A 13571-nucleotide genomic window follows, 5' to 3' on the forward strand; every position below is an offset into this window, starting at 1 on the left:
AGTAAACCTATGTATTTTGAAGACACAACTTTAAGAAAAGTAAAAATTAGTGACCTACTGATCCTCCCATTATGCTTATAATCTACACTTCATCCAAGTATCTCTGCAGCTTATCCGCAAGTTTGCCAATATGAATACCATCAACAAATGCATGATGAACCTAGACTGCAAACGGCATCATAAATTTGCCTTCTCTCTCATGATATTTACCCAAATCAAATATAGGCTGCGCTTTTTCCCTGTTTCCAAAATCCGTGTGCGAAATATGTGTAAATGTTATCCACTTACCGTTTCCTTAAGTGGTTTTTATTGGGAATTCTCTTGATGACAATTTCTTATTCATCCCAAACAAATTTTAGCCTCCGTCATGTACCTAATATTTCTCTAGAAAATATTCTGAAACAAACTAACAGTTATTTACTAACCAATAGTTATTTAATTGTCAATAGTTATATCATAACTTAGAGTTACGCAATTGATGGAGTAAATAAAATGAAAATGGAATCTGTGAAATTAGCTTATTTTTCACCTACCGGAACAACAAAATCAGTTGTTCAGGGCGTTGCGCATGGTATTAACCCAGGCACCGCGGAATTAATTGATATTACCAGACCGGATACAAGAAAACAACCATTGCAGACATCGGAAAATGAATTGCTTGTAGTTGGAGTTCCCGTTTATATGGGGAGAGTGCCGGCATTATTAAGTGAATGGCTGAATGCAATTCAAGCTCATAATACACCGACGGTCTGTGTTGTGGTTTATGGTAACCGTGTGTATGACGATGCGTTACTCGAACTAAAAAATATTGTAATGAAATGTGGGTGTATTCCCATTGCCTGTGCTGCATATATCGGGGAACACTCATTCTCAAACTCCGAGACACCAACAGCACAGGGACGGCCCGATGAAGACGATTTACACCATGCAGAAGTATTTGGACAGAAAATACGTGAAAAACTGCAATCTGTTTCATTAATCTCTCAGGTTTCTGATGTGCATGTGCCTGGCACTTATCCTTATGGAGGAGTTACAAAATTGTGGATTGTTGATTTTATCGCAGTCAGTGACGAGTGTTCACAGTGTGGAATCTGTGCAGAGGTGTGTCCTGTAGGTGCTGTTGATGCAGAAAATTCCCGTTTGATTGATATAGAAAAATGCATTACCTGCTGTGCGTGTATCAAAAACTGCCCGCAAAGTGCCAGATCGATGAAACCCGGGCTGGTTAAAGATGCATCAGTGCGTCTCCATACGCTCTATAGCCAACGAAAGGAGCCTGAATATTTTATCTAATGAATATATCCCGAATGGAGTGGAACTATGGGAATCGCCGAGAGAAGACAACGAGAAAAGGAACAGCGAAAAACCGAGATCATCGATGCAGCCGAGCGTCTCTTTTTTTCTCGAAATTATGAAGATGTTTCTATGGAAGACATCGCCCGCGAGGTCGAACTGAATAAGGCTACCATTTATCTATACTTTAAAAATAAAGAGGCACTTTACGCTACTATCGTACTCCGTGGTATCGGGATCCTGAAGGAAAAATACACGGAATGCATGGAGAAACAGGTGTCGGGTATTGTCAAGGTAGCCCTGATGGGCCAGGCTTATTACCAGTTTTCACAGGAATACCCCGATTATCTTCGAATGATCCATTTTTACGGTTCTGAGCGTTTTTCCAAAGAGAACCCGTGTACTGCAGAGATTGGAAAGGGATACGGTACCTGCCGTCTGATTCTGCGGGATGCGATCCAGGAGGGTATCGATGACGGTACAATCCGGGCCGATCTCGATCCGTTCCTGACATCGATGTACCTTATGATCTCCTTCATGGGTATTCTGTCAATGGAAAATAAATGGAAACTGGTGATCGAGGTTGAGGGGTTCAGCTACGAGCAGTTTGCCAGTGAGTTTTTCCGGTTCATCACTCCTGCTATCTCTTCCGATGAGAAATCCCACAAAATGGATGTCAAAGATTTCGCATCATTTGGATTCTATTTAACCGAACCTGTGGCACCTGAGAAGAAAAAGAGAAAAGAATCTTAAATTTTAGATTAATCGATTCCGATAATTTAACATTTCACCCCAAACACTGCTCCTTCTATACACATAAGATTCAGTCCAGTTAAGAATAGACTTAATTTCTGCAGCTTTCATCTCTCCGGCTGAAGGGTTACTATAATGTTCCTGGATAACCCGAGAGTATCATCTATAAGCTTTGCAGCTTCCTCTGGAGTCCAGCCTGCAGCTTGGGTGAACTTTATGCAGTTGCTCTTAATGCGTGGAAAGGCCTTTTATGAATCCCTGCATGTTCGCAGTAAACCTGGAATCTGTTATATGCGGTCCTCCCAGTAAATGGGAACAGAAATTCCTCCTTATTTTTTCCCTGGAGTTCCAGACCTTCCGGATCAGGAGTACTATATCATCCAAAAGAGGAGCATCGTACATACTTTTTTTCTTAGCTTCATAGAAGTACAGGATATTTTCATTCAGATGAATATGATTATTCTTGATATTGCAGATATCTCCCCTCCAGATCCCTGTGGTTGCTGCCTGCTTGAACAGCAGTTCATCTTCCAGAACATCAATCACTCCCAAAAGCTTAGAGAATTCTTTTTTGTGAAGGCCGGTTTTCCGGGTCTATAGCTTTCCTGTTTTTTTATTGCGCAGGAAAGTACTTCCAATGGATTATAAATGACTATGAAAAAAAGAAGAGAAATTTTCCTTTACTGCCCGGAGGTGGAAAACTTAAGATCTTTTATCGGAAGAAACTTAATAATATGTAATTTTAGCTTCTCTTACATGGTAATATACACTGCCTGTGTTACTCCCATGAGCTGAAGTACCAATTGTACCATCACCTTCAATATTCCAATATACTTTCCATTTTACACAAACTTTATCATAACCACTTTCATAAACGTACGTTGAAGAACCTATTCTTTCTGCAATATACTCGAACTGAGGCTCCAAACTAGGCGAAGCAACTGTTGTACTCTCAAATTTACCGATATCAATTTCAATCCATTTAATTTGATCAAATAATTTCACTTGCGCATTTGGATAGCCCATCTTATTTAAGTCAAGTTTAATTTTTGATGTTAGATCATTTTCATCTTGGAAGTCATTCTCTGAAACACTATTCTCTGAAGCAATGATATCCTTAAGTTCTAATAACATTAGATTACTGGGGTCTGATTCAATAGCCATATCAGCATATTTATTTGCTTGATCAATGTCTCCCAATCGCGAGAAAGAGCCTGCTTTCATGCATAAGGCAAAAGTGTTATTTTCGTTGTTTTTCAAAACTTCATCGGCACATTCGATAGTTTCTTCATAATTATGGAGGTGAAATAATGCCAATGACTTCCGGTTTAAAACCTTTTCATTGTATTTTATAGATAAAGATTTATCAAAATACTCAATTGATTGTTCATAGTTTTTAGCTTCTAAGAGTTCATTTCCATATTGGCAAAGTTCCTCAGGATTATTTGTACTATTTAGCCTGTCAGATTCAACCTTATATCTCACATCATTAGGGAAAGCATCTATTTCATCGGCACATCTATCGCCATCGGAATCGAGATGATAATTATAATCTTTTGGAAAAGCATCTATATTGTCTGGATACCCGTCATCATCACTATCGTTACTGATGCATCCTAGAGAAGCAAGTACTAACAGCAGAATAAGAAAATTTGGAATGCTTTTTTTAATCATACGAATTCCTTTTCTAAAAACAATGTTCATTTTTATTGCTATCGTTTTTTTCAGTTATTTTTCTTGCTTTCTGTTGGTTAGTAACTACATCTTTTATTTCATATTCTGGAGTAAAACTTCTTTTTTATCTTATTCAACTTAACTCATATTGATTTTTTATAATAGTATCTATTTATTCCTATTTATGATCTCTAAATATAAAGAAAAGTTTTCCAGAAAAAACATTAAATCGGTAGCTTTGAAATCTGCTACCGCAATATCCGGAGGTGTGGCAGTACTCGCTGCTAATGCCTCCGCAGCAATAAACACAACTGCTATCACTGAGTCGATTTCCACAATAACTTCTATCCTTCTAAGTATGGGAGATATGGTTTCTGCTGCAATCGGCCCTATAATGACAATTGGAATTGCAAAGTTCTGTCTCAGGTTCTTTGATGATATCCTGGGAGCAATCAGTACAGGTCTTCGCTTTGGCCGTTAAAAGGGGGACTTCTCTTGAATTCCTCCCGTTTATTTATTCCTCTGCTTTTTCTTTTATTTCTTCCTTGCTCAACAATGGCTGCAGATATTAACGTTACATTCAACGACCTTAATTTATATCCCTCTCAGGAATTTTCTTTGTATCAGGTAACTAATCAGGCTTTCAATACCTCGGCATTAAAAAAAGCATAATAGAAGGGTTTTTTAGCTGGATAGAATCATACAAAAAAGTGTTTCCAAAGTACGAAATCAAAGAAATATCATATCTGGTGTTATAATGTTAGTAGCAATAATGCGGTTAAATCAATTTTTGGGATGAGCTCATTCATTAATTCTACAGTTTCCATTCGTTAATTATACAGTTTCCCATCCTGCAGTGTCTCAGGGAAGAAAATACCCTGCATTAATTTTCCAAAAAGTTGACACGAGTCATTCATACCAACATATTGCCTGCCATTCTTAAAAATGGTATCACTGTTTGCTCCTATTTCCATTTTTGAACCATCTCTAAGATAAAATGTGCATATCGTATCTGCAGGTCCGCCATTAGCTTCTCCAAATCGAAAACTTAATATTTTTACAATATTGACAGCTTGCTCAATATCTTGATCATCAGTGAGAGTAATGGTTTCGTTTCCCTGCATAATTTGCACAGATACGACATTTGCTTTTTCGAGTTCGTGAGCAACAGGTAAACCATGTGCAAAATAAAAATATGCTAATAAAATTATAGTTGTAATAGTAGTTGAAATAACAATTTGCAGTATAAACTTTGCATTCTTTTTGATCACTATATTTTTACTCCATTACGTTTTCTGTCAGTTAGCAACATGCTTTTTTATTCTATATTCAAGCAAAATCACTTATCCATCTTATTTCACTTATTTATATTTCTTTTTATAATGATATTAATTTATTATCTTTTATGGTTCCCAAATATAAAAAAAGTTTTCCAGAAAAACCGTTAAATCAGTAGCTCTAAAATCTACTGCCGTAATGTCCGAAGGCGTAGCGATCCTTTCTGCAAATGCCTCCACAGCAAAAAAGATAAAAAGAATAGAAAAAGGTCACAGCAGGATGAATGAAACTCCGAATCAAATATGAATCCGATGAATCCGCTTTAAATTTCCAGCCCTTCCTCTTTCAGGAAATGATCAATCAATTTCCTTGAAATGCTTATCTTTCCGGGCAGGAAAGGCAGTTCGTCTGCTGAAAACCATTTTGCGTCCTCAATCTCAAATCCGTCGGGCCGAATTTCTCCGGAATTATATTCCGCGGTAAAGCCGATCATGAGGGAATTAGGAAAAGGCCATGCCTGCGTCCCGAAGTAAGTGACGTTTTTAACTTTTATGCCTACTTCCTCCCAGACTTCTCTGGAAACCGCAGCTTCAGCCGATTCTCCTGGCTCGATAAAGCCGGCTATCAGGCTGTACATGTCTGGAGGGAAATTCGGAGACCTTGCGAGCAGGATCTTGCTGCCGTTTCTTATAAGCACAATAATAGCAGGTGAGATCCTTGGATAGAAGAGTTCTCCGCATTCAGGGCATTCTTTTCCCCGTTCTCCTGGCTTCTGCAGAGTCTTTGTCCCGCACCTGCTGCAGAACTGATTTGTCCTGTCCCACTCCATTACCTGCACTGCTTTATTTACAAGTTCAAAGCACCTTTCACTTATCTCGGAATATGCCTGCCTGAGATCAACAAACTCCATCCCCTCAGGTGCTTCTGCATCCGCAGGAAGCTCGACAGAAAAGCAGTGCGTTCCCTCAAGCACGCCAAGATACTGTTCTCTTACCGCAGGAAGCCCGATCTCCTTATTAATATCAAGCAGCCTGGGAATTGCTCCAGGGTTTTTATGAGTTTTAAGAAGGATGTCACGCCCCCTGAAAATAAACCAGAGAGCCTTTTCGGTCCTGTCGGCTGGAGGTTTTATACCTGTGATAAATTTCGGATAAATGGGATTTTCTCTGTTCGTGGGGGTCATAGTGCCATACTATTGGGTTTTGTTATATATATGATTACAGGAGTGATTTAAGTTCAATAGAATTTAATTCTTCACTGCTGTAAATTTAATTAATAGTATAAAAACAAATCAAATGACCTTTAATTTGTATTAAAAACTCTAAGAACAAACTTATTACATTATATTTATTGTAAAACAGAGATTTTTTGTGGGGAACGTTAAATTTCAGATAAAAAAAGTAATTGATGGTGCACTCACACCATCAACAATTAATAGAATTCGATATATTGATTATCGCTCGAATTCGATATATTGATTATCGCTCCACCTCGAAGCTGTTATATAATCTTCCCACTGGTAACTTCCGTTTTCTTCAGTAACTGTCCAGATATAGTACGTCCAGGATTCTCTGTCCCCGTTCTCATTAAGTATCGTCCATCCGCTAATTCCATGATATCTATCTGTATTGGAAGTCATTGCCATTTTTATAATTTCATCATTATCTGATGAAATGGGGTCCTGATAAACATATGTAGCTATCCAGAGAGCGTCATATGCGGCCAATGCATAAGATTCAGGAAGCCTTCCAAGTTGCTCTTCAATCTTGAGTTCAATCGCTTTAGATCTTTTATTATCGTTTAGGTATCCATACATGGGTGCACTTACATTGACTGCTGCAGCAAAACTGGCCGCGTTATTATCGTTGATCAGTTCCTTGTTCAGTGCTATACCGTCAGTACCATACCATTTGACCTCTGACAGGGCAGAATAGTTCTGAGCTAAAGCAAAGATCTCTGTTGCTTCTCCATAGGAACAAAGAAACACAGCCACTGATTCACTAGCATGTTCTGAAGTGGCTGACATTACTTTTTCATTGAGTGCCTCTACTTCTGCTGAATGGTTCGCATTTTCGGGTTTATACGCAATTCCCTTAAGTACTGTGCCGTTAAGAGCCTTAAAATTCTTTTCAACCTCATCAGCGAGTCCGTCACCCCATACATCATTCCTGTATATAGGGATTACAGTACCGATCCCTTCATTTGTCATCAGTCTTGCCAGAACAATTCCCTGGTTGGTGTCGTCAGGTACAAGTCTGAACAGGTTATCGTCAGGAATAGCTAAAGATGGAGCTGTTGATGCAGTACTAAGAAGGATGATACCATTCTGATTCGCATAATCCAGGACAGCTTGCGCTTCATCGCTCCCCTGCGGACCGATAATAATCTTTATTCCCATTTCATCAAGTTCTTTGAGCTTTTCCAGAGCCGTCTCAGGATCACTTTCGGTATCCTTTACAACTAATTTTACATTCATTCCGGAACCAAGCCCTGAGAAATAGCCATTGATATCCTCAGATGATACATCAAGTGCTACCTGGCTTGCTTCCCCTATAGAGGCAAGGCTCCCTGTAAGCGGTAAAAGTACTCCTATGGTTATATTCTCAGATTCACTGGTAGCCCCGAGATTCACAGTCTCTCCGGAGGATTCGATACAGCCTGATAAAAGAATTGCCAGAATTATACATATTGAAATACATGATTTCCTGTTCATAAATGTCACAATTAATTTATAGCCCAAGACTGTATTTATATATTTTTATTGTTTGTACATATATAATGATTGTTAAAAAAATTGTTAATGGAGTATTTAGAGATCAAAAGAAAGACGTATCCATTTTCGCTTTTGTTTCAATTATTTGAATAAAATCTAATTTATCGGGAACTGTATTTGATTAGGCTCCAGAGAAAAGGGCATTTTTTTTGCAGTAAAATAGTGAATTTAAGGGACAAAAAACAGATAATACGCTTTTTTAAAAACATATGAAAAGTTGAAAAATAGAATCGCTCAAAATCGGGTCCTATTCTTAGATTTTACCTTGTAAATCTTTATTCTGCAAATATTTCGTAAATCTTAGCTATAAGAATAGTCGAAGTCAGAGGAATGATAACTCCCAATCCAATCCTGGGAAGTGTTTGAAATTAAACTTAATCCATAACTAATATAGGTATTTTTCTACTGCTTACAGGATTTCTACTGCTTACAGGAGTTTTCCTCTCACCACCATTAATTTCTCAAATGAAACTTTTTTCTTCAGCACAACGTCGACCTCGAATCCCAGTTTTTCCATCTTATCCTTCACAGCTTCAAGCCCGGTTATCGAAGAGATTAACACCAGAATTTTCCCTCCGGGACTCAAGTAGTCTCTGACCTCATCCAAAAAACGGTCGAGAGTCTCCCGCCCGCTTATCCCGCCGTCAAAAGCGTAGTTAAGCCATCCAGGGACTTTTTCGTCTTCGGAAGTGGGAAGATAAGGCGGATTAAACAGAATAAGGTCAAAAAAAACTCCCCTGTTTCCTGGTTTTATACATTTGAAAAGGTCGGTACGGATTACTTCAACCCCGTTTGCTTTTGCACAGAGGGCGGCGTGAGGGTTGATTTCAGTTGCAAAGACACGGATGCCTTTAATATTTGCCCTGAGAACGGCAGATACGAAACCCGAACCTGCTCCTATCTCAAGGACGCGCATGCCTGGTTCTGCCTCTTCGAGGGCAGCATCGGCGAGCAAAAAGGAATCTTCTGCTGGCTCGTAAACAAAGTCTAAGGGTCCGAGTTTGACCCGGGTATTTCTATATTCTATTTCAACCATGGTTTATCGGGATTTAAGGTCAAAAATCATGTTTGCAACACAAGCAAGCTCTTCAGGAGTGAGGTTCTCGGCTCTTTTGCTCATAAAACCTTCAGGGAGCTGGTTTACAACCTCTTTAACGTCCGGGATTTTGAGCATATAATTGGTGTTCAGGATTGAGTTCCTGAGCTTTTTCCGGCGCTGGCTGAAAACTGCAGCTACAAACTCAAGGAAAAAGGCTTCATCGCGGACCTCGAAAGGAGCAGGGCGGGGAACCAGTTTGACAACTGCAGAATCGACCTCAGGGGCTGGCTGAAAGGCTCCTTTTGGGACTTTCATGAGGATAGAGGCATCAGCAAAATAATAGGTATCAACCGTGAGGCGAGAATAATCTTTACAGCCCGGAGGAGAGACCATGCGGGCTGCAAACTCGTACTGGTACATGAGAATTCCGAGTTTGAATTTATGGTGCAGGAGCTTAAAGGTGATTTCCGAAGAAATTGAGTAGGGGAGGTTTGAGACAACCTTATCAAACTCCGGGAATCTGACTTTAAGAGCATCGCCTTCTATAATCTCTATGTTCTCGACAGTATCAAAACGGTCATGCAGGACTGAAATAAGGGCAGGATCAAGTTCGACCGCAATTACCTTTTTTGCTCTTCTTGTAAGCCTTTCGGTAAGGTTTCCGATTCCCGCACCTATTTCGAGAACCGTATCCTGAGGGCTCAGTTCAGCGGCAGCAACTATCCTGTCCAGGTAGCCGGTGTCAATAAGGAAGTGCTGATCAAAAGTGCCTCCTTTTATATTGTATTTTTTAAGAATAGAACGAACCAGGGCTGAAACCTCCTGAATAAATTAAATGTTTTAATAGACAAACTCTGCAAATAAACAAGTTCTATAAATAGACATACTGTAGAAATCCTGAATCTTCAAAAGCCTAACTACGAAGCCTGATAGGCAAAAATTAATTAAAAAATAGAAAAAAAGATTTCCCACTCACTCGGGTTTCTGGCGGCGAGGAGGGGTAGTGAACAGCCTGTACTTGATGAAGTCGTCCTTGAGTTCTTCTTCGATCCTGTGAGAGATAACTTTAGCAGGGTCGTGGAGACTTGGAATCCTTTCGCGGATATCCTGAAAACTCTTAAAGTCTCCTTTCTTGCGTTCATCAATAATAGACCACATGAGTTTTTTGCCTATACCGGGAAGGAGTTCAAGCATGTGCAGGCGGGTTGTAATGGAATGGGCATCGTTGAAGAACTTTACAAACCTTTCTTCTTTGTGCCTGACAACAGCTTCAAGGATGAAGGGTAATTCGAGGTTTGCTCCGGTAGTAAGGTCAGAATAGCCTATCCTCTGCTTTACATGGTCTATTTCATTCCTGTCTCCGGGCCCGATATAAACCCTTGACTGGATATCAGGAATTACCCCATTTTTTGGAACAAGTTCCATAAGAGTGAATTTTTTATCCCCTATAGCCTGCACAAGAGGTTTTTTCTGGTATGCTGACTTTCCATCAACGGATTTCCCGTAGGGAAGATAATCGAGCACCCATACGTATTCCTCTCTGTCCTGTGAACCTTCTGTGGGTTTTCCGGATGAGCGCGGAGCTCTTTCTGATTGCCTTTCAAATTGCGGTTTGCCTGCCGGACGCCTGCCGCCAGAAGAAGGTTTTTCGGCAGAGGATCTGCCAGTGTACGGTCTACCTGATTGCGACTTCTCTACTTTCATCAGCACCCATCCTATCAGTAAATATGAAACCCCTTTAAACATGAAATCCCAGTTAATCTATTTCAGGGTATGCTCAAACTTAGATATGCCCAGCTTCTTTTAGCTCTACCGGTTCAGGATATTTTCCATGTCACTTCGTACTTCCCGAACCAATTTTTGGAGACCAGCTGGAAACTGGAGACTGACCTGTATCCCGGTATTCTCAGGTTCAGGGATTTAAAGAACCAGAGAATCCTCTGCTGCTAAATTCTTCCAGGGTACTCCTATAATTTTAAAGTGTTCTAATCGGATTTTAGGATACTTCTTCATAAATAACAAATAAACTGCTATATAGCTTATTCTCTTTACCTTTTATTATTCCATAGCTGCGAATACATAGTCCAGAATTTGATCCAGCTCTTCATTGCTAAGTGTATACTTTTCTTTTGCATAGATTGACCTGAGTTCGTCTCTGGACTGGGGCAGGATATCCGCTATCCTGATCGCAATAACGGGTTTCATTTTTTCAAGCTCGAGCAACTTATTAACAAGTTCTCTTGACTTCGGTCCGCTAATCTTGGAGAATTGTTCCGCATGGTGCAGGGCTTTTCTGAAACTGTATGCAACCTCGAGCCCCTGCTCTCTGCGCTCGTCAGCAATCCCGGAAAGTATGTCTCTGACCTCGGCCAGTGTCAATAACTCCTCGTTGAGTACTTCCTTAACTATCATTGAAATACACTCTTTTGAATTAAAAACTTCAGGTATTTGTACTTCTTTACAGAGCAATCTGTTACAATGCTTTATTGTGAGCTCTGATTCCTGCTGCCAGCATTTCTGTCTTTCGGTAACCGGTATTCACCCGATAAGCTGGAACGATTTCAAACTATGTCCTGAACTATTTCCACTATACGTTTGCAAATGATATAACTGAACCATATGTTTTACAAATGATATATAATTATAGATGTTCCTTTATCGGGATAAGAGATAGATTTTAAAAAGCAGTTATTCCGAATCCCTTTTAAACGTGACCTTTTTAAGGTTTTTAAGGGACATTAGTTCTGTTAAATATAATCCTTTAGCGGAACATTATTCAGCCTGTTATTTGCTGGAATGTCTGGCAGGATTTCAAACCTCCGGTTGGAGGCCTGCATACCTTAACCCGGAATGAGAGGGAGATTAGGTTGTAAAACCTAACTGCCTTGCTCGAAATCAGTATTTCTGAGGTTTCAGGTGCTGCGGAAGAGAAAAGACTTCTTTCATTGCGTTTCCTTCGCGGACTGCCAGCACATATGAGCGACCGCGCTGTCCGATAACTTTTCCTGTGGAACCCTGGAATTTCGGATTTGGCATCCCTTTTTGGACGCTCGGGTCAATGTCAATGTGAACCATCTGTCCTTCTTCGAATTCCTGGATTGCCCTGATTACAGGGGAAATTCCTCTTTCGCGAACCGTCTTCTGTAATTTGTACCTTGTGCAGCGTTTTTCACCATGGGAATTTGTCATCGCATGTTCCTCCGTTAGAATGCTCGATTAGTTTCTCTTTAGTAAAGTTTCTATTTAGTAATTGGTTTTCCTCTAAATAAGATGGATATTATTTAAATGAACCGTTCGTTAAGCCACTCATTCCCTGTGGCCAGACCGGCCAGTGAAACAGATTGATAGACCCGGATTCATTTATTTCAGATAGATCCGGATGATTCAGATCAGACCTATCCAGGTTACTTAGATCAATTTGGTTTTTCAGGGCGGATTCAGATACATTGAAGCTTAAATTTCGACGTTAACCACATCAAGATCTTCTACGAGCGCAGGAATTCCTAAAAGCCCTGTCAGGCTCGGGTTTGTCCTGCCTTCATCTCCGGAAATCAGTTCTTTGACGTACAGCCCGCCTTCACAGTTTACGGTAATATAAGCATAACCTTCATCTGTCAGCTCGTCAAGCGTTATACTGTGCACGTACCTTTTCCGGATAAGGTCTGCCCGCCTGTGAACCACACGCTTTGGGGTCTGCTGGGCGATCTCTGTGCCACTCAAAGACTCAAGGCAGGATTTAAGCTTTTCCTCTGAAACAGGCTCTTTAAATGTAACTTTAAGCTTATAAGTTTTATCCGCCTTTGAACTTTTCAGGGTCTCAATCATGCCTTTTTCAACAAAGCGAAGCTCCCTTACCTCAACTTTTCCTGCAGCATTTTCATTGATTTTTGCAGCAAGCCCCTCAAGATCAGCAATGCGCTTTACAGGAGACTTTGCTTCTACCACAAAGGGTCTGCCGCTTCCGAGCATCAGGGCATCTATGTCTTCCCTGCCCGACCCGTGAAAAGCTGTGTCAGCAGCTTCAAATGTTTCTATAACAGGTCCCTTGATCAGCTCGTCTACGGATTCGGGATACTGTTTGCCTGTAAATCCGCACTTCTCGCAGCCTCTGCCCTTGCATTTCCGGCACGGCCATCGAGTCTGGGGGATTCCGCGAATCTTTTTCAGATAGCGCCCGTAAATATACACGGAACGGACCTGAAGTTCTGATTTGTTTGCTGCAAGGTCAAGGGTGACTACAATGTCAGGGTTTTGAAAGTCAACTTCCTTTTCAACCTTTTCCGCAATCCTTTTGCCTACCTCCCGGTTAAGCTCGGTTTTCAACTGTTCGGCGTAGGCAGTCCCTGCCTCAGCCCAGAGGATCTCTTCGTTTTCACTGAGAAGCCCGCTGACCTTTGTGCCGACAAGGAAAGTGGAGTACTCAAGACCTTCCAGAGCTTTTGCAGCTTCCTCTGCCCAGAAGTCCAGTTTTTTAAACTGGTCAAGGCAGACCCAGCACTGTTCATCTTCGCCCTCGATTCGGAGGGTTTTCCTTGCAAGGGCACTGCAGGGAGCAAGTTCTCTTAAAAGGGAATCGTCGTTTTCACTTTTGTAAATTCGGTCCCCTTCCAGGACAAGGGCAAGTTTTACTGCCTGCCCGCGTTCTCTATTGCTGAGACCTGTGGATAATTTTGCAAACTGACGGCCCAGGCAATTGTCACAGATGGGACCTTCGTGCAGAATCTTTTTTGAAATTTCGAGTACATCCATTTTATTTCACAT

At 40.6% G+C, this 13571-nt stretch carries 15 protein-coding genes; 4 read left to right on the forward strand and 11 right to left on the reverse strand.

The window, feature by feature from the left end; all coding sequences use genetic code 11:
* Positions 1–492: 492 nt before the first annotated feature.
* Complete coding sequence (locus tag MSHOH_RS14855; protein WP_048140781.1) at positions 493–1293, forward strand: EFR1 family ferrodoxin; 801 nt, start codon at positions 493–495, stop codon at positions 1291–1293.
* A 27-nt stretch (positions 1294–1320) separates the two neighbouring features.
* Positions 1321–2046 (forward strand): TetR/AcrR family transcriptional regulator, encoded by a 726-nt coding sequence (locus MSHOH_RS14860; RefSeq protein WP_048140783.1) that lies wholly within the window; start codon positions 1321–1323, stop codon positions 2044–2046.
* A gap of 228 nt (positions 2047–2274) precedes the next feature.
* On the opposite strand, the gene MSHOH_RS14865 is transcribed toward MSHOH_RS14860, so the two are convergent.
* Positions 2275–2598, reverse strand: coding sequence for a hypothetical protein (locus MSHOH_RS14865; protein WP_048140785.1), 324 nt, complete (start codon positions 2596–2598; stop codon positions 2275–2277).
* Between the two features lie 174 nt (positions 2599–2772).
* The gene (locus MSHOH_RS14870; RefSeq protein WP_162197643.1) at positions 2773–3750 is read right to left on the reverse strand and encodes a tetratricopeptide repeat protein; all 978 of its coding nucleotides are present in this window, start codon (positions 3748–3750) and stop codon (positions 2773–2775) included.
* Positions 3751–3958: 208 nt separating this feature from the next.
* On the opposite strand from MSHOH_RS14870, the gene MSHOH_RS14875 reads away from it, so the two are divergent.
* Entirely contained in the window at positions 3959–4201 is a 243-nt protein-coding gene (locus MSHOH_RS14875) for a hypothetical protein (RefSeq protein ID WP_162197644.1), read from the forward strand.
* Positions 4202–4550: 349 nt separating this feature from the next.
* Here MSHOH_RS14875 and MSHOH_RS14880 read toward each other — a convergent pair whose 3' ends face one another.
* From MSHOH_RS14880 to MSHOH_RS14905, 6 genes are all read right to left on the reverse strand, one after another.
* The gene (locus MSHOH_RS14880) at positions 4551–4991 is read right to left on the reverse strand and encodes a hypothetical protein (RefSeq protein ID WP_048140790.1); all 441 of its coding nucleotides are present in this window, start codon (positions 4989–4991) and stop codon (positions 4551–4553) included.
* 329 nt (positions 4992–5320) lie between these two features.
* Positions 5321–6181: an NAD(+) diphosphatase gene (nudC, locus tag MSHOH_RS14885; protein WP_048140792.1), complete on the reverse strand. Its 861-nt coding sequence runs from the start codon at positions 6179–6181 to the stop codon at positions 5321–5323.
* Between the two features lie 270 nt (positions 6182–6451).
* On the reverse strand, positions 6452–7711 hold the full coding sequence (locus MSHOH_RS14890; protein ID WP_048140794.1) for an ABC transporter substrate-binding protein: 1260 nt from the start codon (positions 7709–7711) through the stop codon (positions 6452–6454).
* A gap of 487 nt (positions 7712–8198) precedes the next feature.
* Positions 8199–8807, reverse strand: a complete 609-nt coding sequence (locus MSHOH_RS14895; protein ID WP_048140796.1) for a HemK2/MTQ2 family protein methyltransferase — start codon at positions 8805–8807, stop codon at positions 8199–8201.
* A 3-nt stretch (positions 8808–8810) separates the two neighbouring features.
* Positions 8811–9638, reverse strand: coding sequence for a 16S rRNA (adenine(1518)-N(6)/adenine(1519)-N(6))-dimethyltransferase RsmA (gene rsmA, locus MSHOH_RS14900; protein ID WP_338037948.1), 828 nt, complete (start codon positions 9636–9638; stop codon positions 8811–8813).
* A 144-nt stretch (positions 9639–9782) separates the two neighbouring features.
* Positions 9783–10514: a DUF655 domain-containing protein gene (locus MSHOH_RS14905; protein WP_048143525.1), complete on the reverse strand. Its 732-nt coding sequence runs from the start codon at positions 10512–10514 to the stop codon at positions 9783–9785.
* 69 nt (positions 10515–10583) lie between these two features.
* Here MSHOH_RS14905 and MSHOH_RS23950 point away from each other — a divergent pair, with 69 nt between their 5' ends.
* Entirely contained in the window at positions 10584–10760 is a 177-nt protein-coding gene (locus MSHOH_RS23950; RefSeq protein WP_158024197.1) for a hypothetical protein, read from the forward strand.
* Between the two features lie 108 nt (positions 10761–10868).
* Here MSHOH_RS23950 and MSHOH_RS14910 read toward each other — a convergent pair whose 3' ends face one another.
* From MSHOH_RS14910 to MSHOH_RS14920, 3 genes are all read right to left on the reverse strand, one after another.
* Positions 10869–11222: an RNA polymerase Rpb4 family protein gene (locus tag MSHOH_RS14910; protein WP_048143526.1), complete on the reverse strand. Its 354-nt coding sequence runs from the start codon at positions 11220–11222 to the stop codon at positions 10869–10871.
* A gap of 483 nt (positions 11223–11705) precedes the next feature.
* The gene (locus MSHOH_RS14915; protein ID WP_048140800.1) at positions 11706–11999 is read right to left on the reverse strand and encodes a 50S ribosomal protein L21e; all 294 of its coding nucleotides are present in this window, start codon (positions 11997–11999) and stop codon (positions 11706–11708) included.
* A gap of 264 nt (positions 12000–12263) precedes the next feature.
* Positions 12264–13559, reverse strand: coding sequence for a tRNA pseudouridine(54/55) synthase Pus10 (locus tag MSHOH_RS14920; RefSeq protein ID WP_048140802.1), 1296 nt, complete (start codon positions 13557–13559; stop codon positions 12264–12266).
* Positions 13560–13571: the final 12 nt, after the last annotated feature.

The sequence above is a fragment of the Methanosarcina horonobensis HB-1 = JCM 15518 genome, from assembly GCF_000970285.1.
Classification (GTDB): Archaea; Halobacteriota; Methanosarcinia; order Methanosarcinales; family Methanosarcinaceae; genus Methanosarcina; species Methanosarcina horonobensis.